General features: G+C 69.9%; 29 protein-coding genes. 14 read left to right on the top strand and 15 right to left on the bottom strand.

Annotated elements, in window-relative coordinates; genetic code table 11:
- Nucleotides 1-425 precede the first annotated feature (425 nt).
- Complete coding sequence (locus HOV91_RS26750) at nt 426-620, bottom strand: hypothetical protein (protein WP_174188124.1); 195 nt, start codon at nt 618-620, stop codon at nt 426-428.
- Here HOV91_RS26750 and HOV91_RS26745 point away from each other — a divergent pair.
- The 4 genes from HOV91_RS26745 (at nt 619) to HOV91_RS26730 (ending at nt 3,619) form a co-directional block, all read left to right on the top strand.
- The gene (locus HOV91_RS26745) at nt 619-1,245 is read left to right on the top strand and encodes a cytochrome P450 (RefSeq protein ID WP_174188123.1); all 627 of its coding nucleotides are present in this window, start codon (nt 619-621) and stop codon (nt 1,243-1,245) included. The genes HOV91_RS26750 and HOV91_RS26745 overlap by 2 nt on opposite strands.
- A gap of 165 nt (nt 1,246-1,410) precedes the next feature.
- Entirely contained in the window at nt 1,411-1,854 is a 444-nt protein-coding gene (locus HOV91_RS26740; RefSeq protein ID WP_174188122.1) for a hypothetical protein, read from the top strand.
- A 3-nt stretch (nt 1,855-1,857) separates the two neighbouring features.
- Entirely contained in the window at nt 1,858-2,415 is a 558-nt protein-coding gene (locus HOV91_RS26735; RefSeq protein WP_174188121.1) for an ImmA/IrrE family metallo-endopeptidase, read from the top strand.
- 4 nt (nt 2,416-2,419) lie between these two features.
- The gene (locus HOV91_RS26730; RefSeq protein WP_174188120.1) at nt 2,420-3,619 is read left to right on the top strand and encodes an MAB_1171c family putative transporter; all 1,200 of its coding nucleotides are present in this window, start codon (nt 2,420-2,422) and stop codon (nt 3,617-3,619) included.
- Between the two features lie 2 nt (nt 3,620-3,621).
- On the opposite strand, the gene HOV91_RS26725 is transcribed toward HOV91_RS26730, so the two are convergent.
- Nucleotides 3,622-4,623, bottom strand: a complete 1,002-nt coding sequence (locus HOV91_RS26725) for a DUF418 domain-containing protein (RefSeq protein ID WP_174188119.1) — start codon at nt 4,621-4,623, stop codon at nt 3,622-3,624.
- A gap of 117 nt (nt 4,624-4,740) precedes the next feature.
- Here HOV91_RS26725 and HOV91_RS26720 point away from each other — a divergent pair, with 117 nt between their 5' ends.
- Nucleotides 4,741-5,232, top strand: a complete 492-nt coding sequence (locus tag HOV91_RS26720; protein ID WP_174188118.1) for a MarR family winged helix-turn-helix transcriptional regulator — start codon at nt 4,741-4,743, stop codon at nt 5,230-5,232.
- Nucleotides 5,229-5,609 carry a DUF5313 family protein gene (locus HOV91_RS26715; protein WP_174188117.1) on the top strand — a complete coding sequence of 127 codons (381 nt, stop codon included), beginning with the start codon at nt 5,229-5,231 and terminating at the stop codon, nt 5,607-5,609. The genes HOV91_RS26720 and HOV91_RS26715 overlap by 4 nt, the downstream gene beginning before the upstream one ends.
- Before the next feature lie 72 nt (nt 5,610-5,681).
- Here the strand turns inward: HOV91_RS26715 and HOV91_RS26710 are convergent, their stop codons facing one another.
- Together HOV91_RS26710 and HOV91_RS26705 are read right to left on the bottom strand one after the other, a co-directional pair.
- A complete protein-coding gene (locus HOV91_RS26710; RefSeq protein ID WP_217441187.1) occupies nt 5,682-6,773 on the bottom strand; it encodes a calcium:cation antiporter in 1,092 nt (363 codons plus the stop codon).
- Nucleotides 6,774-6,843: 70 nt separating this feature from the next.
- A complete protein-coding gene (locus tag HOV91_RS26705) occupies nt 6,844-7,239 on the bottom strand; it encodes a nitroreductase/quinone reductase family protein (RefSeq protein ID WP_174188115.1) in 396 nt (131 codons plus the stop codon).
- Between the two features lie 511 nt (nt 7,240-7,750).
- On the opposite strand from HOV91_RS26705, the gene HOV91_RS26700 reads away from it, so the two are divergent.
- Both HOV91_RS26700 and mmuM read left to right on the top strand, forming a co-directional pair.
- Complete coding sequence (locus tag HOV91_RS26700) at nt 7,751-8,410, top strand: phosphate signaling complex PhoU family protein (protein ID WP_312884781.1); 660 nt, start codon at nt 7,751-7,753, stop codon at nt 8,408-8,410.
- Between the two features lie 25 nt (nt 8,411-8,435).
- The gene (mmuM, locus tag HOV91_RS26695; protein WP_246350918.1) at nt 8,436-9,356 is read left to right on the top strand and encodes a homocysteine S-methyltransferase; all 921 of its coding nucleotides are present in this window, start codon (nt 8,436-8,438) and stop codon (nt 9,354-9,356) included.
- A gap of 47 nt (nt 9,357-9,403) precedes the next feature.
- Here the strand turns inward: mmuM and HOV91_RS26690 are convergent, their stop codons facing one another.
- Nucleotides 9,404-10,261 (bottom strand): RNA polymerase sigma factor, encoded by an 858-nt coding sequence (locus HOV91_RS26690; protein ID WP_174188114.1) that lies wholly within the window; start codon nt 10,259-10,261, stop codon nt 9,404-9,406.
- Between the two features lie 64 nt (nt 10,262-10,325).
- Nucleotides 10,326-11,198 (bottom strand): haloalkane dehalogenase, encoded by an 873-nt coding sequence (locus HOV91_RS26685; protein WP_174188113.1) that lies wholly within the window; start codon nt 11,196-11,198, stop codon nt 10,326-10,328.
- A gap of 677 nt (nt 11,199-11,875) precedes the next feature.
- Here HOV91_RS26685 and HOV91_RS26680 point away from each other — a divergent pair.
- The gene (locus tag HOV91_RS26680; RefSeq protein WP_174188112.1) at nt 11,876-12,598 is read left to right on the top strand and encodes an HNH endonuclease family protein; all 723 of its coding nucleotides are present in this window, start codon (nt 11,876-11,878) and stop codon (nt 12,596-12,598) included.
- A gap of 68 nt (nt 12,599-12,666) precedes the next feature.
- Here the strand turns inward: HOV91_RS26680 and HOV91_RS26675 are convergent, their stop codons facing one another.
- A complete protein-coding gene (locus HOV91_RS26675; RefSeq protein ID WP_174188111.1) occupies nt 12,667-13,110 on the bottom strand; it encodes a hypothetical protein in 444 nt (147 codons plus the stop codon).
- Between the two features lie 85 nt (nt 13,111-13,195).
- On the opposite strand from HOV91_RS26675, the gene HOV91_RS26670 reads away from it, so the two are divergent.
- On the top strand, nt 13,196-13,987 hold the full coding sequence (locus tag HOV91_RS26670) for a helix-turn-helix domain-containing protein (RefSeq protein ID WP_174188110.1): 792 nt from the start codon (nt 13,196-13,198) through the stop codon (nt 13,985-13,987).
- Nucleotides 13,988-14,063: 76 nt separating this feature from the next.
- Here the strand turns inward: HOV91_RS26670 and HOV91_RS26665 are convergent, their stop codons facing one another.
- The 5 genes from HOV91_RS26665 to HOV91_RS26645 form a co-directional block, all read right to left on the bottom strand.
- A complete protein-coding gene (locus HOV91_RS26665) occupies nt 14,064-15,266 on the bottom strand; it encodes an FAD-dependent oxidoreductase (RefSeq protein ID WP_174188109.1) in 1,203 nt (400 codons plus the stop codon).
- Between the two features lie 180 nt (nt 15,267-15,446).
- Nucleotides 15,447-16,091, bottom strand: a complete 645-nt coding sequence (locus HOV91_RS26660; RefSeq protein WP_174188108.1) for a PadR family transcriptional regulator — start codon at nt 16,089-16,091, stop codon at nt 15,447-15,449.
- Nucleotides 16,092-16,149: 58 nt separating this feature from the next.
- Nucleotides 16,150-18,183 carry an MDR family MFS transporter gene (locus HOV91_RS26655; protein WP_312884780.1) on the bottom strand — a complete coding sequence of 678 codons (2,034 nt, stop codon included), beginning with the start codon at nt 18,181-18,183 and terminating at the stop codon, nt 16,150-16,152.
- Between the two features lie 55 nt (nt 18,184-18,238).
- The gene (locus tag HOV91_RS26650) at nt 18,239-19,195 is read right to left on the bottom strand and encodes a sigma-70 family RNA polymerase sigma factor (RefSeq protein ID WP_174188107.1); all 957 of its coding nucleotides are present in this window, start codon (nt 19,193-19,195) and stop codon (nt 18,239-18,241) included.
- Between the two features lie 76 nt (nt 19,196-19,271).
- On the bottom strand, nt 19,272-19,499 hold the full coding sequence (locus HOV91_RS26645) for a hypothetical protein (protein WP_174188106.1): 228 nt from the start codon (nt 19,497-19,499) through the stop codon (nt 19,272-19,274).
- Between the two features lie 168 nt (nt 19,500-19,667).
- Between HOV91_RS26645 and HOV91_RS26640 the strand changes: the two genes are divergently transcribed.
- Nucleotides 19,668-20,306, top strand: coding sequence for a TetR/AcrR family transcriptional regulator (locus tag HOV91_RS26640; RefSeq protein WP_174188105.1), 639 nt, complete (start codon nt 19,668-19,670; stop codon nt 20,304-20,306).
- Here the strand turns inward: HOV91_RS26640 and HOV91_RS26635 are convergent.
- Nucleotides 20,303-20,944 (bottom strand): TetR/AcrR family transcriptional regulator, encoded by a 642-nt coding sequence (locus HOV91_RS26635; RefSeq protein ID WP_312884779.1) that lies wholly within the window; start codon nt 20,942-20,944, stop codon nt 20,303-20,305. The two genes, HOV91_RS26640 and HOV91_RS26635, sit on opposite strands and share 4 nt — an antisense overlap.
- 327 nt (nt 20,945-21,271) lie before the next feature.
- On the opposite strand from HOV91_RS26635, the gene HOV91_RS26630 reads away from it, so the two are divergent.
- The 3 genes from HOV91_RS26630 (at nt 21,272) to HOV91_RS26620 (ending at nt 23,183) form a co-directional block, all read left to right on the top strand.
- A complete protein-coding gene (locus HOV91_RS26630) occupies nt 21,272-22,147 on the top strand; it encodes an oxidoreductase (protein WP_174188104.1) in 876 nt (291 codons plus the stop codon).
- A gap of 209 nt (nt 22,148-22,356) precedes the next feature.
- Nucleotides 22,357-22,821: a transcriptional regulator gene (locus HOV91_RS26625; RefSeq protein WP_174188103.1), complete on the top strand. Its 465-nt coding sequence runs from the start codon at nt 22,357-22,359 to the stop codon at nt 22,819-22,821.
- Nucleotides 22,818-23,183: a DUF3817 domain-containing protein gene (locus HOV91_RS26620; protein WP_174188102.1), complete on the top strand. Its 366-nt coding sequence runs from the start codon at nt 22,818-22,820 to the stop codon at nt 23,181-23,183. Before HOV91_RS26625 ends, HOV91_RS26620 begins: the two co-directional genes overlap by 4 nt.
- A gap of 19 nt (nt 23,184-23,202) precedes the next feature.
- Here HOV91_RS26620 and rdgB read toward each other — a convergent pair whose 3' ends face one another.
- Both rdgB and rph read right to left on the bottom strand, forming a co-directional pair.
- Nucleotides 23,203-23,814 (bottom strand): RdgB/HAM1 family non-canonical purine NTP pyrophosphatase, encoded by a 612-nt coding sequence (rdgB, locus tag HOV91_RS26615; protein ID WP_174188101.1) that lies wholly within the window; start codon nt 23,812-23,814, stop codon nt 23,203-23,205.
- Nucleotides 23,814-24,584 (bottom strand): ribonuclease PH, encoded by a 771-nt coding sequence (rph, locus tag HOV91_RS26610; protein ID WP_174188100.1) that lies wholly within the window; start codon nt 24,582-24,584, stop codon nt 23,814-23,816. The genes rdgB and rph overlap by 1 nt, the downstream gene beginning before the upstream one ends.
- Nucleotides 24,585-24,757: the final 173 nt, after the last annotated feature.

The raw sequence follows: 24,757 nt of genomic DNA, 5'->3' as shown, positions 1-24,757 counted from the left end.
CGCCGCGCGAGACGGCATCGCCGATCCGCGCGGTGACCATCACCATCCGTGCGCACGCCATCGTGCGAGATGATGGCCGGGTGACCGACGTGTTCGACCCCGAATTCGCACGAGACCCGTGGCCCACACTCGATCGGCTGCGCAGCGCAGGGGGCGTACACCGCGTCCGGACGCCGGACGGCCCGCCTGCTTGGCTGGTGACCCGCTACCGCGACGTGCGGGCCGGACTGCTGGATCCACGGCTGTCCACCAGGGCCGGGTACGCGCAGGGGGACGACTATCGCGGCTTCCTCGTTCCGCCACCGCTGGACGAGATGCTCAACGCCGCTCCGGCCGACCACGCGCGGCTGCGCAGTCTGGTGACCGCCGAGTTGTCGCCGCGCAGGCTGGCCGAGTGGGCCGAACTCGCTCCGGCGCTGGTGGATTCACTGCTGCGCGAGCATGATTCGGGCACGACGGTCGACCTGGTCGAGCGGCTGGCGGTGCCCCTTCCCGCAGCCGTGCTGAGCGAACTGCTCGGCCTCGACGGACCGGTCTCGGAAAAAGCTGCTCGGCTGGGCGAATTCGACACTGCTCGCGTCGGAGTCGCCGCCCCGCGCCCGCGACACCCTGGCCGCCATGCACGCGATCATCACCGCGGCCACCGCGCACGCCCGGCCCGATACGGCGCTCGGCCGGTGGGTCGCCGCGCACCGGGACTCCGGCTCGCCGACCGCCGACGAACTGGCCGGACTGCTGTTCTACCTGCTGTTCGTCTGGTACGAGGTGCTCGCCGACCTGATCGCAGGCTCGATGCTCACCTTGCTCGGTCATCGCGGCCTGGCGCGGGTGTGGCGCGCGACGGCCGACAAGCAGTCCGCCGTGGACGAACTGCTGCGGTACCTGTCTCCGCAGGTACTGGCCGGACCGCGTTTCGCGACGACCGACCTGACCATCGGCGACACCACGATTCGCGCGGGACAGACCGTCCTGCTGTGCCTCGCCTCGGCCAACCACGATCCGGAAACCTTCGACCAGCCCGGGAAATTGGATCTCACCAGGGATCGCGGGGCCCAACTCGGGCTCGGCTACGGCATGCACGCCTGCCTGGGCAACGCGCTGGTGCACACCGTCACCGCCGCGGCGGTCGATCACGTGCTCACCCGATGGCCGGATTCCGTGCCCGCGCTGGACGAGCGAGAAATACTCTGGCGATCGGGTTTTCGCCATCGCGGTCCGCTGGCACTGCCGGTGGCACTCCGATGAGATGGGGCGAGCGACGATGATCGCCCCACCTGCTCCCGCTCGCGGATGCCGGGCCTCTCGCGGTCACCCACCCCTTCGGGGCGACCACACCGGCATGCGCCAGCGGAGCACGGACGAGTATGATCTACGACACACACGCTGTCAACTACAGGAGACACGCTGGCCATGGGGGAGGAATCGCACCCGTTCACCCGGGCTCTCAACACACTGATCAACGGAATGCACCCGCCCGCGAGCAAAGACGGACGGCCGCAGGAGATCACCCATCGAGCGCTCGCCGAGGACATCCACCGAACCACCGGGGCGAGCCTGTCCGCGAACTACCTTTGGAAGCTGCGCACAGGACAGGCGGTGAACCCGTCCTATGAGACGCTCGAGGTGTTCCGGGGCTACTTCGGGCTCGACAGCCTTGACCCGTTCACCGATCCGCGGCTGGCGGCCGCGCGGGGCAGCGAGCTGGCATTGATCAACGCGCTCAAGGGAAATGCCGAGCACGAGGTGCTCGAGCTGGTGCTGCGCGACGGGCTGCAACAGGGTACGGTCCGCGCGGAGTCGGTGCTGGCGATGCTGGATATCCTGCGGCGCATCGAGAACGAACAACGCGAGTGAGCGATGCGGATCGCGGCATGGAGCAAGGACGGAGGTGACCAGCCGGTGCTGGATCGTCGCTGGCTGCGCCGCGAACTGCGCGGCCTCGGACTGCCCGGCCGGTTCACCGTCGGCGAGCTCGCCGAGGCGATCGCCGAGCGCCGCGCCCGGCCGCTGCGCCTGCGTCCGGAGAACTTTCCGGTCACCGGGCTCACCGGCGGCCTGCTGGTCACCGACGCGATCGACTTCATCGCCTACCAGCGCAACACCTCGAAGGTGCACCAGGACCACATCGTCTGTCACGAACTCGGCCATCTGCTCGCCGGGCACCGCACCGTCGACGTCCGCGGCGTGGCAGCGGTGCGCCTGCTCGCGCCGAACATCGACCCCGCGGTCGTGCGGCGGATGCTCGGGCGCACCAGCTACGCGCAGCCCCAGGAGCGCGAGGCGGAGCACATCGCGAATATGTTGATGGCGCACCACATCACCCAGTGGACCGCCAGGGAGGAGTGGGTCCTGCCGGATTCCGCGCCGGTCACCGCACGCCGCCTGCTGGACGCACTGGGGCCGGGGCAGGGCTGAGCGGATGTGGTTCGGACTCGTCTACGGTGGCGTGGCCGCCTTCGCCTTCGCCGCCTTCCTATGGCGGGTCGTCCTCGCCTTGCGCAATCCGGGTAGTCCTGCGCGCTGGGCTGTCGCGTTCGCCATTCTCGCGGCGGGGATCGGATTCGAAGCCGCTGTGCCGCAGACCTATTCCTGGATCGGAGACGTCTCGGGGATTCCGAATCTGGCTTCGCTCGTGGTGTACGGGTCCATCGCCAGTGCCGTGCTCGCACAGGTGGTGTGGACCGGGTTCATGGTGGCGCCCCATGAGCCGGAGGCCGGGGCGGGGCGGGGCGTCCTCACGCTGCCGGTGCTCGTGCTCGCCGCGCTGGCCGTGCTGTTCACCGCGGCCCCGGTGCACGACGCGAGTCATCCGACCGACTTCGACGCCCACTACGCGAAGGTCCCGCTCGCGGTGGCCTTCCTCGGCGTCTACCTCACGGTGTACTCGGCGGCGCTGATCCGCATCATCGTGCTGTGCCGCAGGTGGATCGGCGAGGTCGACCGGATCTGGTTGCGGCGTGGTCTGCGGTTGCTGGCGGTAGGCAGCTCGGTCGCGCTCGGTTACAGCGCGGGCAAGGTGATCGCGATCGGCGCGGCGTGGTTCGACATCGATCTGCGCCGCCTCAACACCGATGTCGCGCCCGCGTTCGCGAGCCTGGGCGCGACCGTCATGCTGGTCGGTTACCTGTGCCCCTCCCTGGCGCCGTGGTTGCTGCACACGAGCGCCCGGCTGCGGGCGCTGCCGCGGCTGCGCCCGCTGTGGGTGGCCCTGCGCGAGGTGGACCCGGAGCTGGCGCCCACGCCGGACCGGAGCGCGGCGGCCCGAGACCGGGTGTATCGCAGGGTGATCGAGATCCGGGACTGGCTGTTGCGCCTGCAACCGCACCTGTCCGCCGAGTCGACCGCGATCGCCGAGCGCCTGGCGACCGAACTGGCCGTCCCCACGCGCACCCGAGCCGCCGCGATCGAGGCCGCCCGCATCGCCGCCGCGCTGCGGGCATATCGGCTGGGCCTGCCGCCTGCCGGGGACGACGAATCCTTCGCCGAGCCGAGCCTGCCCACGCTGGCCGCCGAGCTGGCCTGGCTGGCCGAGGTCGCCGACCAGTTCGACACCGCGCCCTTGGTTTCCGCGACGCTGGCCGCGCTGGAGAACACCGGTGATCCCGCCGCGGGGCGCTGAATTCAGTACGGACGGCTCGGCACCCGCGCCCGCCGGATCGGCACCACCGTCCACCAGGTGACGCAGCGCCACACCCACTCCAGCGGACCGTAGGCGAACAACCGCAACCACACGGCGCTGAACGCGGCCTGCACCACGATGATCGCGACCGCAAGCCCCAGCACCGTCGCGTAGTCGTCGGAGCCGAACAGGTCCAGACGCGATGCGGCGAGCAGGATCAGGGCGGTGGCGCCGACGTAGTTGGTCAATGCCATGCGGCCCAGCGGGCGCAACACCTCCGCCAGCACCTGGCCTGGTTCGATCCGCAGCAGCAACAGCAAGCCGGTGAGATACGCCAGTGCGCCGAGCAGCCCCGCCACAGCTATGGCGGGAGTGGACCACAGCTCGAGATAGGGCGTGCGGTACTCCCACCTGCCCGCCAGTATCGCGGCGGGCAGGGCAAGGGCGAAGACCGCACCGATCTGCCACCCTCGCTCGTCCAGGGTGTCCACGATCCCGGCCCGCGCGGTGGCCGAGCCGAGCAGGAACAACCCCGGTACCAGGGCCAGCCCGCCGCCGAGGGCCAGCGCGACGCCGAAGGTGCCGGCCAGGCCCGCCAGCAGCACCATCCAGTTCGGCAGCGCCGACGCGGGCACCAGGATCAGCAACCCGGCCAGCGCGTACGGCAGCAGCGCCTCACCCGGTTGGAACTGCTGGTGCACCAGGCCGATGACCGCGAGCGCGAGCAGGCGGCGGATCAGGACCAGCCGCGGCCGCTCGCTCCGCTCCGCCGCCGTGTCCATCAGCAGGGCGAAACCGATCCCGAACAGGAACGAGAAGATCGGGAAGAACCGTCCCTCGAACACCACCGACAGCGCGTGGCGAAGCGGGATCACCACGCCCGACCCGTCCGTCACGACCATCCCGGTGAGCTGCCAGATGTTCACCACGAGGATTCCGCACAGTGCGAACCCACGCACCGCGTCCAATTCCTCGATGCGTGGCGGACCCGGGTCGTTGTGCATGGATTTCACGGTATCGAGCAGCCGCCGTCGCACCGGGATCTCGCGGGGAGATGTCGCGCACATTGATTAACGCACTAACTATTAGTGCGCTAACTTGGACTCGGACAAGGAGGCCCGATGGAGACCGAGATCGACGATCCACTGCGCTTGGACCGGCAGGTGTGCTTCGCGCTGGCGGTGGCCAACCGCTCGGTGCTGTCCGTCTACCGGCCGCTGCTCGAGCCGCTCGGGCTCACCCACCCGCAATATCTGGTGATGCTCGCGCTCTGGGGCGAGGCGCCGATGTCGGTCAAAGCGATCGCCGAGGCCGTCCAGCTCGATTCCCCCACCCTGTCCCCGCTGCTCAAACGCCTGGAAGCCGCCGGGCTGATCAGCAGGGGACGGGACAGCCGGGACGAGCGCAACCTGGTGGTGAACCTGACCCCGGCCGGGGCGGCACTGCGCGCGGAAGCGGAGCGGATCCCGCCTGCGGTCGTGCGCCGCCTGGGCGTCACCATGGCCGACCTCGAGGAGTTGCGCGACGTCCTCACCCGGGTGAACGAGGCAGCCCGCCGGTCGGTGCTCGCCGGGCCCGACACCCCCGCCACCGACCGAGGAGCACAGGCATGACCGGACAGCGACGACGGCCCGGTCCGATCCAGTGGATCGGCTACGCCTTCGGCCGCCGCCTGCCCGATTCGATGCGCGAGTGGGTGCGCGAGGACCTGACCGGAAGGTTCGCGGCCACCCGGCACGTCGTCCGCGGGATGGTGCCGTTCACACCGCTGTTCGCGGCGTTCCTGCTGTTCCCCGGCGAACTGTGGCTGCGCGGGGCGATGGTCCTGCTGGCGCTGCTGCTGGCCCTGTTCTACACCGTCGCGTTCATGCCGATGAACCGCGCGCACCGGCTCGCGAAGCACGGGCTGCCCGCGGACCTGGAAAATCCGCGCCGGGCGCGGCAGCGCGAGTCGGAGCGGGCGAGATATGCGGCGCGGCATCCACACTGAGCGGGTCGAGCACCGGGCGCGGGTCCTGCGGAACCGGGCCGCCGGGGGCGGGTGCGATGCCCGGACGGCGCTCTAGGGGCTGGCCGCGAGCCCGACGAAGGCCGCGAACACAGCCAGGTGGACGCCGCCCTGCAGTAGCGTCGCCCGCCCCGGAACGACGGTCAGCCCACCCACCACGACGGTCAGGGCCAGCAGCACCATCTGGGTCGCGCCGAGGCCGAGCACCAGGGGACCGTCCAGCCAGATGCTCGCCACGGCGATCGCCGGAATGGTCAGGCCGATGCTGGCCATGCCCGAGCCCAGGGCGAGATTGAGGCCGATCTGCACCTGGTCGCGGCGCGCGGCGCGCACCGCGGCCAGCGTCTCGGGCAGCAGCACCAGCAGCGCGATCACCACACCCACCGCCGATTGGGGCAGCCCCGCGGACGCGACCGCAGACTCGACGGCGGGCGAGACCACCTTCGCCAGCCCAACCACGCAGATCAGGGCGACCAGCAGCAGCCCGAGACCGGCCAGCGCGGCGCGGCCACTGGGCAGCTCGGCGCGCTCGTCGTCCTCGGTGACGACACCGTCCGCCTCGACCGGCAGGAAGTCGTCCGGATGACGCACCGTCTGCACCATCACGAACAAGCCGTACAGCGCGAGCGAGGCCACCGCGGCGAAGGCCAGCTGCGCGGGCGAGAACTCCGGCCCGGGCTTGCTGGTGGTGAAGGTCGGCAGCACGAGGCTGAGCGTCGCCAGTGTCGCCACGGTGGCCAGCGCCGCACCGGTGCCTTCCGCGTTGAACACCGCCACCCGCCGCCGCAGAGCGCCGACCAGCAGGCAGAGTCCGAAGATGCCGTTGCAGGTGATCATCACCGCGGCGAAGACGGTGTCCCGCGCCAGGGTGGCGGTCTCGTCACCGCCCGAGCCCATCAGCGTCAGGATGAGGGCCACTTCGATCACGGTCACCGCGATCGCCAGCACCAGCGAACCGAACGGTTCCCCGACCCGGAGCGCGACCACCTCCGCGTGGTGCACCGCGGCGAGCACGGCCCCGATCAACGCCACCACCACGAGCGCCACCGCGACACCGGGCAGAGTCCGGCCCCACGTGGCCGCGAGAGCGAGAACGGCGAGGAGCGGGACGAGAACGGTCCAGCGGGCGATCAGCACACGAAGCATGCCCACCATCGTCCCAGCAAACTATCCGCATCCTGGTCGGGTCACCGATTTCGGCCACCCGACCACACGCTCAATCGTCCAGATCGATCCGAAGGGTGAGCAGATCGGTGCCGACGATCCGCACGGCCGCGCTGTTGGCCCGCGGCAGGGCGGCGAGGCGGGCACGCGGATCGTCGTCGGGCAGCAGGTGCGCGGTGCCCGTATGCCACCGTCCGTGCAGCCGCAGCCGAACCCGATTGTTCGCCTTGATGTTCCGGACGTACTGCGAACGCTCGCCGAATTCGGAGACCAGCCAGAATTCCCGCCCGATCCGCCGTCCGCCGATCGGGGTGGCCCGCGGCCGGCCGCTGACCCGGCCGGTGGTTTCCAGCAGGGTCTGCCCGGGCAGCGTGCGAAGGATCGGATTGCCGACGCGGCGCTGGAACGCCGTCACCACCCGATGCTGAATGTCGCGCAAGTTCGGCATGTCGCGACGGTAACACCGGCGGCATCCGCGAGCGGGCCGCGCCGTGCGCGCGATTCCTGCGCTGAGCAGGGCGCCGGCAGTCACGCGCCGGGCGCATGGCGCGCACAGGCATCGGGGCGCAAACTCCCGCCCGCGGCAGCGCGCAGGATCGACCGCCCGCGCCGCCACACCGGGCCGGGTGCGGCATGCGGTGAGCAATCGGACGAGTCGCCATGCGCGACACCCGAAATTGTGATGTGCGACATAACTCGCCGGTGCGGCGATAACTCTGCGCCACTCGCACCATCTGCGAAAACAAGCGCGGCCACGCAGAATCGGCGCGAGCGAAGCCCCGTCGCGTCGAACCCTGCACTGCGCGAGCAGGACCTGCGGTTTCCTGGCGAACCACGCACCAGCACCGGATGATTCTCGATCGCGCCGGACCTCGCACGCCGCGCCGAGGCGAGGTCGTTACCGAAGAACATCCGGCAAGGAATCGACCGCGCGGTGGTCGATAGGCGAGAATTTGGCGGTGCGCACTCAGTTCACTGCCGAGCTCATCGCGTTGACCAAAGATTTGACGCTGATGTGCACGCTCGCCCACGACGCCGTCGAGCGTGTCACCGACGCGCTCGTCGGCGCCGACCTCACGGCGACCTACGAGGTCTTCGCGCTCGACGAGCAGTTGCAGAAGATGTACGGCGCGTGCGAGGCGCGCACCGTGGTACTGCTGGCTCTGCAGGCGCCGGTGGCGCGCGACCTGCGGCATGTGGTGACCGCGATCCAGATCGCCGGTGAACTGTCCCGCATCGGCTGGCTCGCCAGCCGGGTCGCCGACCAGGTGTACCGCAGCCATCCGGGACACGTGGCGTCGCAACCCATTCTGGACATCCTCGCCGCGATGGGGCAGCTGGCGGCGCAACGCACGGCGTTGGCCGCGCAGGCAGTCTCGGGCCAGGCGCAGTCCGAGGAGCAGACGCCCGCCGCACGCCCGATGGAAACGCTGCATCAGCAGCTGCATGCCACACTGCGCGAGCCGCAGACCCAGCCGTCCACCGAGGTCGCGATCGATATCGCGCTGCTGGGCCACCACTTGGAACGCTGCGTCGACCACACCGCACGCATCGACCGGCTCATCCGCTTCCTCGACACCGGAGTTCCCCCGACCGCCCAGCCCACCGACGACGAGTAAGCCTCCGTCCTACAGTGGAACCGTGCTGTTCGACGTCGCGGCGGGGGCACTGATCTCGGACGGTGGATTGGCCACCGAACTGGAGGCGCGCGGCCACGACCTGTCCGGCGCGCTGTGGTCGGCCCGGCTGCTCATCGACGCACCCGCCGCGATCGAGGCCGTGCACGCGGCCTACTTCCGGGCGGGCGCCGACATCGCGACCACCGCAACCTACCAGGCCTCGGTGGATGGTTTCGCCGCGCGCGGGCTGACCAGGGCGGAGTCGGTGCTGCTGTGGCGGCGCGGCGTCGCGCTGGCCCGCGCGGCGCGTGACGCCTGCGCCGACGGGCGGCGGCGCTGGGTCGCGGCCTCGGTCGGCCCCTACGGCGCCGCCCGCGCCGACGGGTCGGAATACCGTGGTCGCTACGGGTGCACCGTGGCGCAGCTGCGGGCCTGGCATCGGCCGCGGATGGAGGTGCTCGCGGAGGCGGGCGCCGACCTGCTGGCGCTGGAAACCGTTCCCGACATAGCTGAAGCCGAAGCGCTGGTGGACTTGGTGAACGAGATCGGGGTGCCCGCGTGGCTCAGCTACACCATCGACGGTGCGCGCACCCGCGCCGGGCAACCACTCGCCGACGCCTTCGCGGTAGCCGCGGGCTCGGACTCGATCGTCGCGATCGGCGTCAACTGCTGCGCGCCCGCCGATGTCGCGGCTGCGGTCGAACTCGCGGCCCGCACCGGCAAAGCCGCCATCGCCTACCCGAACAGCGGCGAAGGGTGGGACGCGGAGCACCGCCGCTGGACCGGTCCCGCGCGGTTCGACGTGCGGCGCGCCCATGACTGGTTCGCGCTCGGCGCGCGCGTCATCGGCGGATGCTGCCGTGTCGGCCCCGCGGACATCGCCCGCCTCGCAACCGAACTACGCGCGCCCATCGCGGACGGCACTGCCCCCGACGCGCCCGGCTGAACACCTCCGGCGGCGATTCGCCGCGACGCGAACTGCCGAGCGGGTCACTACGCGTCGAGCAGCGGGAAACGACCGGAACCGAGCAGCCCCGCGATCGCGTCCATCTTCGCTCGCGGCGCGGCGTAGTCCGGGTGCGCGCGCAGCACCGACGCCGCGTCGTGCAACCGGATCATCTGCTGTTCGGCCTCGGCCGCGGTACGTCCGCCCGGGGTGACCGGATGGCGCGTGTACACCGGCTGACGCCGATCGACCCGGCCCAGCGCGACCGCGCGATCCACCCGGCGCGAACAGCGGCAGAACGCCTGCGGGTCGACCAGGCCGCACGTCGCGTTCAGGAAGTTCCCGAGCCGTTTCTTGGCGCGCTGCAACCGCTTCCGGTAGGCGGCCGGGGTGATGCCGAGAATCCAGGCGGCCTCGGCCGAGCTCAGCTCGAACACGTCACCGAGCACGAAGGCGACCCGTTCGTCGCGGGCCAGGCATTGCAGCATGCCCTGGCTACAGGTGAGCCGCACTTCGGCGGTCAGCAGCACCGCTTCGGGTCCGCGATAGTCCGCCTCCGACAAGCCGTCGGCCAGCCCGTCCCGGTAGGCGTCCAAGCTCACCTGCGCGGCCTCCTGCGGCGTCTGCCGCCGCAGATTCAGCAGGTGGTTGACGCCGATGCGGTAGGCCCAGGTGAGCAGCTTCGCCTCGGCACGCCAGGTGTGCAGATGGTCGAGGACGCGCACCATGATCTCCTGCGTGGCGTCCTCGGCCTCGGCGGGCCGCCAGACCATCCGCAGGGCCAGCCGGTAGAGCGGATCCTGTAGCAGGCGCACCACCTGGACGACGGCGTCCCGGTCGCCCGCGACCGCGCGGGCGACCATGGCCTTCTCCTGCGCAGCGACCCGCTCGTGCTCCGTGCTCATCCGGCCATCATTCGGCCGGCGCCGTGGCCGGCGCAAGCGGTGCCGGGTCACACCGTGGCCGGGGTCACGAGCGAGCGGCCGCCCCGATCAGGGCGTGCCGGTCCAGCCACGCCGCGACCGCCCGGCCGATCTCCTCCGGCCGGTCCTCCGGCGCGTGGTGGCCGGCCGGGCCGATCGGCGCGACCTCGGCGCTCGCGAAAGTGTCCGCCGCCCAGCCGATCACCTCCGCCGACCCCAGCCCGACGCCGTTCTCCAGCGCCATCAGCAGTTTGGGCACCTCGGGCGTCGCGGCCGCCCACGCGCCGTAGTTCCGGACCAGGGCGACCACGTCGGCGGGCTCGCCGTCCAGCGGGAACTCACGCGGCCACACCAGCAGCGGCTTGCGTGACTCAGGTGTGGGGTACGGCGCCCGGTACACGTCGTGATCCTCGGCCGACAGGTCCGTGACGCCCTTCGGCAGGTTGAACTCGATGAAGGTGTTCTCCTCCAGCACCATTCGCTCCCCTTCCGCCGAGCGGAACTTCCGGAACAGCTCGGCGCCGAGCGGTGGCAGCTCATCCCAGCGCATCGGCCGCAGGAACGTCTCGATCAGCGCGACGCCGCGCACCCGGCCCGGATGCCCGGCGGCCCAGTCCATGCCCAGCGCGCCACCCCAGTCGTGGCCGACCAGCACTACCTGGTCCAGTCCGAGCGCGTCGAACCAGGCGTCCAAGTAGACGGCGTGATCGGTGAATCGGTAGTCGCTGCCGGGCTTGCCGGACTCCCCCATGCCGATCAGGTCCGGCGCGAGCGTCCTGGTACGGTCCGCGACGTGCGGAATCACGTTGCGCCACAGGTATGAAGAGGTCGGATTGCCGTGCAGGAACACCACGGGGGTGTCGCCCACACCGGTGTCGTGATAGTGGATGAAGGAGTCGAGTACGTCGACGGTCGGCATGATGTGGTCCTCCCGGGTCGGATTTTCTTGCCTGCACCGGTTTCGACACACGATTTCGCTTGTCTGTGACCGGACACGAAGTGAGTGTGGTCACACCGAAGACCAGCCGGACGCTGTCGGCCGCTGCGCCGTCATCTGCCGGTGACATCCGTAGTCATGCAGTAGATGTATGGCCGAAACTGAATAACGTCTGAGAAAGTTTCCGAACCGTCGGAACGAACTTGCCAATCCACATCTCGCCTATCTACTGTCTTGATACGTAGAATAAAGCGAGATCGAGATGGAGCGAATGCGTGCTGGCCCCCACAGGGTACGGACCCGCGTGGTCCCCGGCACCGGCCGGATCCCGATCATCCCCTGATCGTCACGAGTGAGTCCGGAGCAGGCGCGGCTCGACACCTCGGGACCTCCCCCTCATCAGCCCCGTGGTGTCGTCCCAGTGCGGAATTCGGAGTGGACAACCATCCGCACAACCGCGCGGCTCCACAGGTCTCCTCGTGATAGACCGCCCCCGAATCGGCGCCGGCACGGCGATTCGGGGGCGGGCCCGCGCTCCGGCCGGGCGGACATCGTCCGCTGTGCCGAATCTCATACGCGTCGTTCAGTTGTTCGAACATCGAGACTGGATACTTTGACGCCGGTTACAGTTTCAACTGAATTCGGCGTTAGGAAGCTCGATGAAGTCCACAGCGCAGCGGCTGGCTCTGATCGGTGTCATGGTCGCGACTTCCCTCGGACTCGTCGCCTGCTCCACCACCGAGCCCGGTGAATCGGCGGCGGCCCAGTGCGGCACCGACGGCCGGGCCTGCGCCGACGCGCCCGCCTCGATTCCCGGACGCGACGCCCTCGCCCTCTTGAACTCCCTGCGCGTCGCGGATCGCGCACCCAGAACCGGTTACAGCCGAGACGAATTCGGGCCACCGTGGTCGGACAACGTCTCCGTGCCCGGCGGCAACAACGGCTGCGACACCCGCAACGACATCTTGCAGCGCGACCTGACCGACGTCACCTTCAAGTCGGGCAAGTGCATCGTCGCGACCGGTACCCTCGCCGACCCCTACACCGGCAAGACGATCAACTTCAAGCGCGGCACGAAATCCTCCGACGACGTGCAGATCGATCACGTCGTCGCGCTCTCGGACGCCTGGCAGAAAGGCGCACAGCAGCTTTCCGCCGAACGCCGCCGCGACCTGGCCAACGATCCACTGAACCTGCAAGCCGTGGACGGCCCGACCAACCAGTCCAAGAGCGACTCCGACGCGGCCGAATGGCTGCCGCCCAGCAAGGGCTATCACTGCGCCTACCTGACCAGGCAGATCCAGGTGAAGGCGGCCTATCAGCTCTGGGTCACCCCGGCCGAGAAGGACGCCATGGCGCGGGTCCTGACCGCCTGCCCCTGAACTCCCATGGCGCTGCGGTCAACCCGTCCCGCCCTACGACGGGTCCAGCGGGTAGCTGACGGCATTCATCACGCGACGCCGATGTACTGGTGGTCCCACCGGATCCGGCCCTCGTCGTCGAGCGCGATGACGTCGTACCCGCCGCCCACGACAGCCCCGTCGCCCTTGGTCACCATGTGCCAGGTGACGCCGATCAGGTTCACCGAAAGCCGCACCGCAGGCCCGTTTCCGGTGAACACGTGCTCGCCAGGGGCGACGAACTCCTCGTACGCGCGATCGACGCGCCGGTCCAGCGCTTCGTAACCACGGATCTCCACGGTGGGAATCGGAAAGGACAACGCGGCCAATGCCTCCCGCATCGTCTGTGGCGGGTCCACCAGCACTTGGGCGCCGTCCTCGGCCCACAATTGCCTGATCTGCCGACGCCTGGCTACAGCGTCGGGCTCGTTCCACAGCGCGACGTACCGTTCGGCGAATCGTGACAGTTCCTGCTCATCGAGTTGCTTGCTCATGCGGCAGAGTCTCGCCGTGATTAGGCGCGTGGGCGATTCCCCGCAGGGTATGGCGAGCGGCCGCCACCGGACCGATACTGCTGCTATGACGACGGCGGCCCAGTCCACCGGGTTCGCCCGGCAGCTCAAGCATTGGCGGACGCTGCGCCGGGTCAGCCAGCTCGACCTCGCGATCCGCGCCGACACCACGCAGCGACATATGAGCTTCCTGGAGCAGGGCCGTTCACGCCCCGGCCGCACCATGGTGGTGCGGCTGGCCGAATCACTGGACCTCTCCTTGCGGGAACGCAACGGATTGCTGCTCGCCGCGGGCTACGCGCCGATCTTCCCCGAGTCGGAGCTCGACACCGTGGAGCTTGCGCCGGTGCTGGAGGCTTTGCGGGCCATCCTGGACGGCCATCTGCCCTACCCGGCGCTGGTCGTGCGGCCCTACGGCATCCTGCTCGCCGCCAACGCCGCCTTCGACGTGCTCACCGAGGGCGCCGCCCCCTGGCTGCTGGAGCCTCCGGTGAACGTACTCCGGCTCGCCCTGCATCCCGATGGCCTGGCCGCCCGGGTGCTCAACCTGCCGGAATGGGGCAGGCACGTCACCGAGGCGCTGCGCAACCGGATGGCCCGCAGCCCTGATCCCGCTCTCGACGAGCTGATCGCCGAGCTGGAAACGTATCTGCCGCAAGCCGAACCGGGGCCGGACCATCTCGGTTTCGCGGTGCCGCTACGCCTGCGCTGCGACGCGGGCGAGTTGCGTCTGATCACCACGCTCACCTCGTTCGCGACCGCCGTCGACGTCACCCTCGCCGAACTGCAACTGGAGGCTTTCCTGCCCGGCGACGAGCAGTCCGCGCGGATTCTGCGCGACCGCGCGGCACGACGCTGAGCGCAGGTCGGCGAGCGAGAGGGGCCGACGGAGCGATCCCGCCGGTCGGCCGACCGGCGGGATCGTCCGGTAGGGCTCAGGCCGCCGCGAACTCGCGATCGGCGGGCGCGTCCCAGTCGATCCGGTAGCGCTGCTCGGGACCCATCGACTTCTCCGGTTTCATCACGGTCTTGGCCATGAGCGGCATGAGCAGCTGCATCATCTTGCGTCCCACCGGACCCGGCGTCTTGCTGTGGTTGATCTTCGCCGCGCGAGCCGCGATGCCCTCCACGCGGTCGCGGCGCAAGCGTTCGTAGCAGGCGAACGCCTCCGCGGCGGGCAGATCGCGCAGGCAGCGGGCCAGTTGCACGGCGCTCTCGATCGCCAGCGACGCCCCTTGGCCGGAGCTGTTGGACGGGGCGTGCACCGCGTCGCCGACCAGCACCATCCGCCCGCGATGCCAGTGCGGCACCGGCGGCATGATGTGCAGCGCGCCGACCACCTCCAATTCCTCCTCGGTGGTGCGACGAGCGAGTTCGCCGCCGGGGGTGTCGTCGCGGTAGGTCTCGCGCAGGATCTCCAGCCAGCGCGCGTTCGGCACGGCGCGTGCCGCGGTGAGTGACAGATACTGCTTGTGCGGCAGATTCGCGCCCCACGCCACCCGTCCGTCCCCGACCGGCCAGTACAGGTAGTACGCCCGCTTGCCGAACGCGAAAGTCATGGTGTCGGGCGCGATCTCGGCGTCGCACCCGGTGATCGCGCCGAAGCCGAGCATGCCGGTGTAGTCGGGCCCCGGCGCGTTCGGGTCGATCAGCGTGCGCACGGCCGAGCGGATGCCGTCCGCGCCGATCAGCACGTCGGCGGTGGCCGTGCTGCCGTCGGCGAAGCGCGCGGTGACGCCCGACGCGTCCTCCTGCGCGTCGACCAGGCGCTTGTCGTACTCGAACGCAACCCCCGCGGCGATCGCGTGCCGGTGCAGCACTCGGTGCAGCTCGCTGCGGTCGACCAGTTGCAGCGGCGGCACGTCGGACAGGCCGGGCAGCGCCAGCACCTTGTCGCCGACGGCCAGGTTCATCTTCGTCACCGGCAGCGCGATCGCGCGGACAGGGTCGCCCGCGCCGACGATGTCGAGGGCGGCGATGCCGTTGGGCGCCAGAGCGAGCCCGCTGCCGATGCCGTAGGACGGGCCGGGATATGCCTCGTAGACGCGGGCTTCGATGCCCGCTTTGCGCAGGGCCGTCGCGACGACAGGACCGGCGATGCCGCCACCGATCACCAGGGCGGTACGTGTTGTGGACATAGGTGTCTCCAGGATTCGTGCGATTCGGGTTTCGGTTCCCCGAACCGACCCGCGCGCCACCCACCCGGTTATCCTGTGGTTGCCAGCCTTGTAGCCGAGTGCGCGTTCGCGGGCGCGGTTCGAGACTGTTCGATCGGGCCCGGCGGCGGTGTTGCCGCACCTCGCCGGGTCCGGTCTCGGCTAGTTCTCGGCCATCCCCCTCTCCACCAGCTCGGCGACCTCGGACTGTCGCATGCCGCGCTCGTGCCACTCCCGCCACTGCGCCATCCCGGGGAAGGCGCCCTCGGTCAGCTCGGCACGCAGCGAACGCGTCCACGCCGCCTCGGCTTCCAGCATGGCCAGCCCGAACTCGGACTCGATGATGAACAGACGCGGCAGCGTGCCCGCGAGTTCGCCGAGTTCGCGGCGGACGGTCTCGATCGACCGCTCCAGCGCTTCGAGGCGAGTGCCGAGCAGTTCGACCACTTCGGTGGGAGGAAGCACCGCGAGCATGGACAGCCCGGCGACGAACCGATGCGGTTCCGGTTCCGGGGTCGACAGCAGCTCTCTGGTCCAATCGGCCATCTCGGCGCGGCCCGCGTCGGTGATCCGGTAGATCACCCGCTCGGGCCGGGAGCCCGCCCGCTCACTGCCGACGATCTCGAGGAAGCCGACCTTGGCCATGTTCTGCACGACCGTGTAGAGCGACCCCCACTTGATCGCCATGTCCTGGTCCTTGCCCCGGTCGCGCAAGGTCTGCGCGATCTCGTACCGGTGCATCGGGCGCTCGACGATCACCGACAGCACCGCGAGCGCGAGCAGGTTGTCCACCTTCCGCTTCTTCATCGCGGCACCTCCTTACTCGTGTACGAATATACGCACACGAGTATTCGGGCGCAACCGCTCAGGCGGGCACCGTTTCCTGCTCGCGCGCCTGGTCTTCCAGCAACTTCGTCGCGATGTTCGTCAGCGCCCGGTCCAGCAGCGCGCGGTCGGCGGGATCGGCCTCGTTCCAGTCGTCGAGCCTGCGGTCGAGCCAGCGCCGCCAAGCCGCCTTGATCCGATCCATCTCGGCCGCACCGGAATCGGTGAGCCGCAACCGGCCCCCGTCCCTGGTCAGATACCCCTCCGCGCCGACCTGGTCGTAGATCGGCTCGATCACCTCCTCGGGCAGCCGGTGCGCCCGCGCTATCGCCGCGAGCGTGGCGTCCCGCGCGACCCGCTCGCGCAGATACACCTGCCCGAGCGCCCACGCCTCACCCCGCGTGAGATCGCTGTCCGCCTCGGCGAGGATGCGCGGTCCGATCGGGTCCTCGGCTCCCGCCTTGCGCATCGTGCCCGCGATCGCGCGCTCCAGTTGCACCACCCGGTCCGGCGAGTCGGGCACCGAGAACCCTTCGCCCACATCGCCCGCACCCGCCCGCGCGCTGTCGCGCAACGGCACTTCGGGGAGGAACCACGCGAGCACGAATCCGGCGAGCGCGACCGGCACGACCCAGAAGAACACGTGATCGATGGAGTCGGCGTACGCGTCGATGATGGGGGCCGACTGATCGGCAGGCAGTGCGCGCAGCGACTGCGGGTCCGCCGCGACGCCCGGCGGCACCACACGCACGCGGGCCAGCGCGGCGGCGAGATTCGGCTCGATCTCGTTGCTGTACAGGGTGCCGAAGATCGCCGTGCCGAAGGCGCTTCCCAGGGTGCGGAAGAACGTGACGCCGGAGGTGGCGGTGCCCAGCTGGGCATAGGGCACGGTGTTCTGCACGACGATGGTGAGCACCTGCATGGCCAGGCCGATGCCGAGGCCCAGGATCAGCATGTACAGCGACTCCAGCCACGTGCCGGTGGTCCGGCCCATGGTGGACATCAGGTACAGCCCGAGCGCCATGACCAGCGTGCCCGCGATCGGGAAGTACCGGTAGCGCCCGGTCTTGCCGACCACTTGTCCGGACAGGATCGAGGTGGCGAACAGTCCGGCCACCAGCGGCAGGGTGCGCACGCCGGACATGGTGGCCGAAACCCCGTCGACGTATTGCAGGTAGGCGGGCAGGTAGGTCATCGAGCCGAGCATCGCGAAGCCGACGATGAAACTGAGCACCGAGCAGACCGTGAACACCCGGCTGCGGAACAGTCCCATCGGCAGCATCGGTTCCGCGGCCCGCAACTCCACCGCGACGAACGCGGCCAGCAGGACCACCGCCGCGGCGAACAGTCCGATGATCATCGATGAGCCCCAGGCGTACTGCTGTCCGCCCCATTCCAACCCGAGGATCAGGCAGGAGACGCCCAGGGCCACCAGTCCGATGCCCGCGTAGTCGATGATCGGCTTGGCCGCGGCCCGCACCCGCGGGATGGTGCGCGCCGCCAAGGCGATCATGACCACGGCCACCGGCACGTTGACGTAGAAGCACCAGCGCCAGCTGGCGTGGTCGGTGAACAGGCCGCCCAGCGTCGGGCCGATCACCGTGGTCACGCCGAACACCGCGCCCAGCGCGCCCTGGTACTTCCCGCGCTGCCGCAGCGGGATGATGTCGGCGATCAGCGCCATCGAGGTGACCATCAACCCACCGGCGCCGAAACCCTGGACACCGCGGGCGAGGATCAGCAGCAGCATGCCGTTCGCCAGGCCTGCGACCATCGAGCCGACGATGAAGATCACCGCGCTGACCTGGAACACCGGTTTGCGCCCGAACAGGTCGCCGAGCTTGCCCGCCAGCGCCGTCGCCACCGCCTCGGCAAGCAGGTAGGACGTGACCACCCAGGCCATGTGCCCCGCCCCGCCGAGGTCGGCGACGATGGTGGGCAGCGCGGTGGACACGATGGTCTGGTCCAGCGCCGCCATCAACATGCCGAGCACGATGGTGCCGAACACGACGTTGGTCTTGGCCCTGCCCATCGGGGCTACCGGGTCCGCGGCGACAGCAACCGAACCGGCCATCAGCCCAGTATGGGACTTCGCCGCATCGATGAGCATCCAGCGACACGGCAGCGAATCAGCCGAGCAGGCCCTCCAACGCCTTGGCCCGCGCGGGCTGCCGGAGTTTCGCCATCCCCTTGGCCTCGATCTGGCGGGCACGCTCGCGAGACACCCCGTAGGTCTTGCCGACCTCCTCGAGCGTCTTCGGCTCGGCGCCGCCCAGCCCGAAGCGCGCCGCGACGACCGCCGCCTCCCGCTCGGTCAACGCGCCGAGTGCCCGGCCGAGCTGATCGCGTAGCGCCGACGCCGCCGCCGACTCGGCCGGATCCGGCGCGGTATCGGCGATGAGCTCACCGAACTCGGTGGCATCGTCGCCGACCGGGGTGTGCAGCGACAACGGTTCGCGAGCGAGGTCGAGCAGTTCGCGCACCTTTTCCGGCGACAGTTCCAACTCCGCGGCGAGTTCCGCGACCGTGGCCGCGCGACCCGATCGCTGGGTGAGCGAGCGCTGCGCGCGGTTCAGCCGATTGAGCACCTCGACCACGTGCACCGGGATGCGGATGGTGCGGCTCTGATCAGCCAGCGCTCGGCCGATCGCCTGCTTGATCCACCAGGTGGCGTAGGTGGAGAACTTCAACCCACGCCGGTGGTCGAACTTCTCCACCGCGCGCATCATGCCGAGCGTGCCCTCCTGGACCAGGTCCAGCAGCGACATGCCGGCCGGCGTGGGATACCGCTTGGCGATCGAGACGACCAGGCGCAAGTTGGCCTCGACCATGCGGTCCCTGGCGCGCGAGCCGTCCGCGATCCGGCGGCGCAGTTCCCGGCGCTCCCGCACGTCGAGTTCGGCGGCCGCACCGGCGTCGCCGAGGCGGAGCGCGGCCTGCGCGCCTGCCTCGATCCGCTCGCCGAGTTCGACCTCCTGCGCGGCGGTGAGCAGCGGGGTCCGGCCGATGAGCCGTAGATAGTCCCTGATCGGGTCGTCGCTGACGGTGCCGGTGAAGCGGAGAGGGCGGGTGCACAACGTGGTCATGGAACGTCCTTCCTGGCGGAGCGAACCGGTCGGCGGGGGAACACGCCGCCGACCGGCGGGATGGGGCGGCGAGCGGTCAGCCACGCCCCGGGATACGCAGCGGACGTTGCGGCTTGGCGCGATAACCGCTGGTGCCCCGGATCGGTTCGACACCCTTTCGGTCGCGGCGCCGCGGGCTGGGGTAAGAGCGCGCGGGCGGCGCGGTGCGCCCGGTACCGGTGATGCGGGGAGCGCCGTCTCCTTCGGCGAGGAGCAGGCGAACCGCGGTTTCGACGACGGTGGGCGCGGTGCTCTTGTCGGCCATGACGACTGGTCCCTTTCGGTCGGTGCTGGAGCTGGTGTGAGCCGAGGTCGCTTCGACAAGTCCGTGCTGCATGGTGCGTCCCTTCGTTCCGATGACGAACACAAACTTAGAACGAACATAAAAATATGTCAAGACGATTTTTAGGTCGAATTCAGATACAGTGGCGGCATGACCACGCCGGACCTCGGGCTTCGTGCCAGAAAAAAGCAACAGACCAGGGACAACATCTCCCACCACGCGACCTTGCTGTTCCTCGAGCACGGCTTCGACAAAGTGACCATCGCCGACGTCGCCGCCGCGGCGCAGGTCGCCAAGATGACGGTCACCAACTACTTCCCCCGCAAAGAAGATCTCGCGCTCGACCTGCACGAGGTGTTCGTCGACCAGCTCGCCCGCGTGGTGCGCGAGCGCACCTCCGGCGAGTCCGCGACGGCGGCGCTACGGCGGGACTATCTGGCCGCCGTGGCCCGGCACGATCCGGTGGTGGGCTTCTCCGGACCCGAGTTCGCCCGCATGATCACCGACAGCCCCGCGCTGGTGGCCCGGCTACGCGAATTCCACGACGAGCGCGAGCAGGCACTGGCTACCGCCCTCGCCGTGGAAACGGGCGCCGCGCAGACCGATCTCCCGCCCCGCGTGGCGGCCGCACTGCTCGGCGGCGTCCATCGCGTGCTGTTCGACGAGACCCTGCGCCGCACCTTGGACGGCGAATCCAACGAAGACATCGCCGCCGCCCTCACGGAGTACATCGGCGCCGCGTTCGACACGCTGGAGCGGGCGATCGGCGATTACGCCGTGCGCGATTAGCTCTCCTGCGGCCGCTCGATCAGCGACATCGCGATCGGGACGAGCAGATCGACGAGTTCGGCCGCCGTGGGGCGGGGGTCGGCGAGCACCCACTCGTGGGCGAGCCCGTTGATCGCGCCGATCAAAGCGCTCGCGCCCCACCCGGGCGCGCCCCGCACGCGCGAACCGGGCGCGACCACCGGCACCACATGCGACTCCAGCACGGCCGCCCAGGCGTGGCGGCGTTCGCGACGGTGCCGCTCCATCGGATCGCTCACCCCGACCACTTCGATGAAGGCGACCTTCGCGCGGTACGGATCGGAGCCGATCGATTCGAGGTACGCCGTCACCACGGCGGTCATCGCGGCGGGCAGGTCGAAGCGCGGATCGAGATCCCCGAGCCGGGCCAGCACGGCGGCCGCGGCCTCGTCCTGGATCCGGTCATAGGCCGCGACCAGCACGTCCTCCCTGGTGTGGAACTCCTCGTAGAACTGCCGCTTGGACAGGCCCGCGGCGGCGCACACGTCGGCCAGCGAACAATTGGCATAGCCGCGCTCGGCGAAGATCCGAACGGCCGCGTCGAGGAACCGCTGACGCCGCTCGGCTTTCCGCTCCACGACGGCACGCCCGCCGTATTGCCTGCCCACTGTCGCCGTCACATCTCTCACCGTAGCGAAATCGCGGCGACCACGAGGTATCGCTGCGGTACCGCTCGACCACTTCCGCGACCAGCCCATCCCCGCCGCGGCCACGGTGATCGATCCGCGGCTGTGCCGCCGACCGGCCGCTGTTCTCCTACCCGATCGCCGAGGACTCGACCGGCGCCTCTCGCATGGCCGTCATATCAGCTGCAACGCGGCCCAGTAGTGCCCGGGTGCGGCCCGATCGGCGATGTTTCGCGACAAGAGCTCTCGCGTCTGAGACGATCGAGACGCAATGCCGTTCAAACCTTCCCCCCGAAACTTACTCCAGAGTAAGGTTGAGCCATGGCATGGAAACCTACTGAGATCCCGGACCAGACGGGACGCACCTTCGTCATCACCGGCGCGAACGGCGGCCTGGGCGCCGTGGCGACGAAAGTCCTGGCCGCCAAGGGCGCGACCGTGATCATGGCGTGCCGCAATCCGGTCAAGGCGAAGGAGGTGGCCGGCGGCATCGACGGCGACGTCCGGGTCGCCGAGCTGGATCTGGCCGATCTGGCATCGGTGCGCAGATTCGCCGAGGACAGCGGCGAATTCGACGTCCTGGTCAACAACGCGGGCCTGATGAACCTCCCCTTCTCGCGGACCAAGGACGGATTCGAAACGCAATGGGGGGTCAACCACCTCGGACACTTCGCGCTCACCGGCCTGCTGCTGGACCGGATCACCGATCGGGTGGTCACGCTCTCCAGCATCGCGCACAAGCAGACCCCGAAGCTGTGGATCGACGACCTCGATTACGAGAACCGTCGCTACCAGCGCAATCTCGCGTACGCGCAGTCCAAGCTGTGCAATCTGATGTTCGCCAGGGAACTCCAGCGCAGGCTCGCCGAATCCGGCTCGACCAAGCGGTCTTACGGCGTGCACCCCGGTGTCTCGGCCACCGACCTCTTCGCGCACACCGAGACCCCGCTCGACTACATCGCCAAGCCGTTCATCCGCCTCATCGGGCACTCGCCGGCCAAGGCCGCGCACTCGACGCTGTTCGCGGCGACCATGCCCGACGCCGACCCCGAGGTCTACTGGGGACCGACCTGGTTGTTCGGTACGCAAGGACCGGTCAAGGCCGCCTCGTCCACCCGCCTGTCCCAGAACAGGGACCTGTGGCAGCGGCTGTGGGCCGAGTCCGAGCGCAAGACCGGCGTCACCTACAGGTTCTGAGCCGAACGGATCACTACGCAGCAGCCGGGACCGCCGCTGTCCGGGCGGGCCGCTCATCCACGTGACCGGGGGGACGCCGGTTCGCAGCGGGTCATCGGTGCTGAGCGGCCCCGGTGCTGCACGCTGCCGCGATGGCCGTGGTCACAGCGCGCCCCGCACGGCGCACCTTGCTCTACGGCCCGCGTAGTAGAACGGGTACCGTAGTAGCCGTGTCCGCCTCACCCCGCCGCTCGGCACACAATCGCCCGGCCCTCATCGCGCTGGTGATCGTCGCCGCGCTGGGCTGCCTGGCGCTGGCCTGGTGGCAGTGGGAACGGTACGAGTCCTCCACGGGCACCGCCCAGAACCTCGGGTACGCGCTGCAATGGCCACTGTTCGCGGGATTCGCCGTCTTCGCCTACTTCCGGTTCGTCCGGCTCGAGCGGGCGGCGGCCGAAGAGGACGACTCCGCCGACGCCCCGCGGCGCAGTCCCGCCCCGGCCGGGCGGGCCGCGAAACCGATCGCCCCCACGGAACTCCCGCCGGGCTTGCTGCCCGAGCGCCCGAAGGCCGTCCGGGACGAAGACCCCGTGCTCGCCGAGTACAACCGGTACCTCGCCGCGCTGCACGCCGACGACATCGACGAGCAGGTCCGATCGACCGGCCTGCCCACCCGCGAGAGGAGCGCCGGTTGACCACCAGCGAGAATTCCACCGAGACCACCGCCGTCCCGGCCCCGGCGGGCAACGCCGCCAGAATCCGTCCGGCGCTGCTGCGCTACCGGGCGCTGGCCTGGATCACCGGTCTCTGGCTGCTGCTGCTCACCGGTGAGATGATCGCCAAATACGGCTTCGACGTGCACACCCCCAGCTGGATCGCCGTGGTGCACGGCTGGGTGTACTTCGTCTACCTGCTGGTCACCGCCGACCTCGCGGTCAAGGTCCGCTGGCCGGTCCTGCGCACCGTCGGCACCCTGCTGGCGGGCACCATCCCGCTGCTGTCGTTCTTCGTCGAGCACGTCAACGCCAAGCAGGTCAAGCAGACCTTCGGCGTCTGACCCGGCGCCGCCGTCCGCGTCAGCCCTCGGCGAGCGCCGCCAGCGCGGGCGTCAACCGGGCCAACGCCCGCCCGCGATGCGACACCGCGTCCTTCTCGGCGGGCGTCAGCTGTGCCGCGGTGACCTCGCCGCCGTCCGGGATGAACAGCGGGTCGTAGCCGAAACCGCCGTCGCCCACCGGCTTGCGCGCGATCGTGCCCGGCCATTCGCCGCGCACCACGGTCTCCACGCCGCCCGGCGCCACCAGCGCGCAGGTCGACACGAACCGCCCGCCACGGCGCTCGTCCGGCACGTCGGTCAGCTGCGCAAGCAGCAGCGCGTTGTTGGCCGCGTCGTCACCGTGCCTGCCCGACCAGCGCGCCGACAGCACGCCGGGCATTCCGTTCAACGCGTCCACCTCGAGGCCGGAATCGTCGGCGACACACGCCAACCCGGTGGCCGCGGCGCCGTCGCGGGCCTTGGCCAACGCGTTCTCCTCGAACGTCGCGCCGGTCTCGGGCGCCTCGTCATAGGCCGGAACATCGTTCAGCCCCACGATCTCGATACCGGCGATACCCGCCTCGTCGAGGATGCGACGCAGCTCGTTCAGTTTCTTGGCGTTGCGGCTGGCGACCAGCAGACGGCGGGTCATCACTTCTTCTTCGCTTCGGCCTGCTCCGGCAGCCCGCCGGGATACGGCAGCGCCAGCGCCTCTTTCTGCACGACGAACAACTGCTCACAACCCGCGAGCGCGGCGTCGAGCAATTTGTCCAGCGTGGAGCGCGGGAACGTGGCGCCCTCACCGGTGCCCTGGATCTCCACCAGCGTTCCGGTGTCGGTCGCCACCACGTTCATGTCCACCTCGGCGCGCGAATCCTCCTCGTACGGCAGATCCAGACGCACCCGGCCGTCGACCACGCCGACGCTCACCGCCGCGATCGCGCACGAGATCGGCTGCGGGTCGGCCAGCGCGCCCGCCGCGCCGAGATAGGTGACGGCATCCGCCAGCGCCACGTAAGCGCCGGTGATGGCGGCCGTCCTGGTGCCGCCGTCGGCCTGGAGCACATCGCAGTCGATCGCGATGGTGTTCTCACCGATCGCGGCCAGGTCGATGCAGGCGCGCAGCGAGCGGCCGACCAGGCGGCTGATCTCCTGGGTCCGTCCGCCGACCCGGCCCTTCACCGACTCCCGCCCGCTGCGGGTGTGCGTCGCGGCGGGCAACATCGCGTATTCGGCGGTGAGCCAGCCCAATCCGGAGTCACGCCGCCACGGCGGCACCCCCTCGGTGACGCTCGCGGTGCACATCACCCGCGTCTGACCGAACTCCACCAGCACCGAACCCGCTGGATGCGTAGTGAATCCACGGGTGATCCGGACCTCGCGGAGCTCATCGTCCGCCCTGCCATCGGCTCGTCTCGACACGGCCCACAGCCTACTGTGTTGGTTTTTCCAGCGCCTGCGGCGCTGGGTGTTCGCGGCCCCCTTGTGGCTCGCGTCCGAGCGGCCGCCGCTGGCGACTTCGTCGCGGACGCGGCGGCCGCTCGGACGCGAGCCGGGCCGCGAACGGCGGATGCTCGGTCTCGCTTCGCTCGGAA

This window comes from Nocardia barduliensis, from assembly GCF_013315795.1.
In the GTDB taxonomy this organism is placed as follows: domain Bacteria; phylum Actinomycetota; class Actinomycetes; order Mycobacteriales; family Mycobacteriaceae; genus Nocardia; species Nocardia barduliensis.
This window is presented reverse-complemented; position numbering and strand designations above follow the sequence as displayed.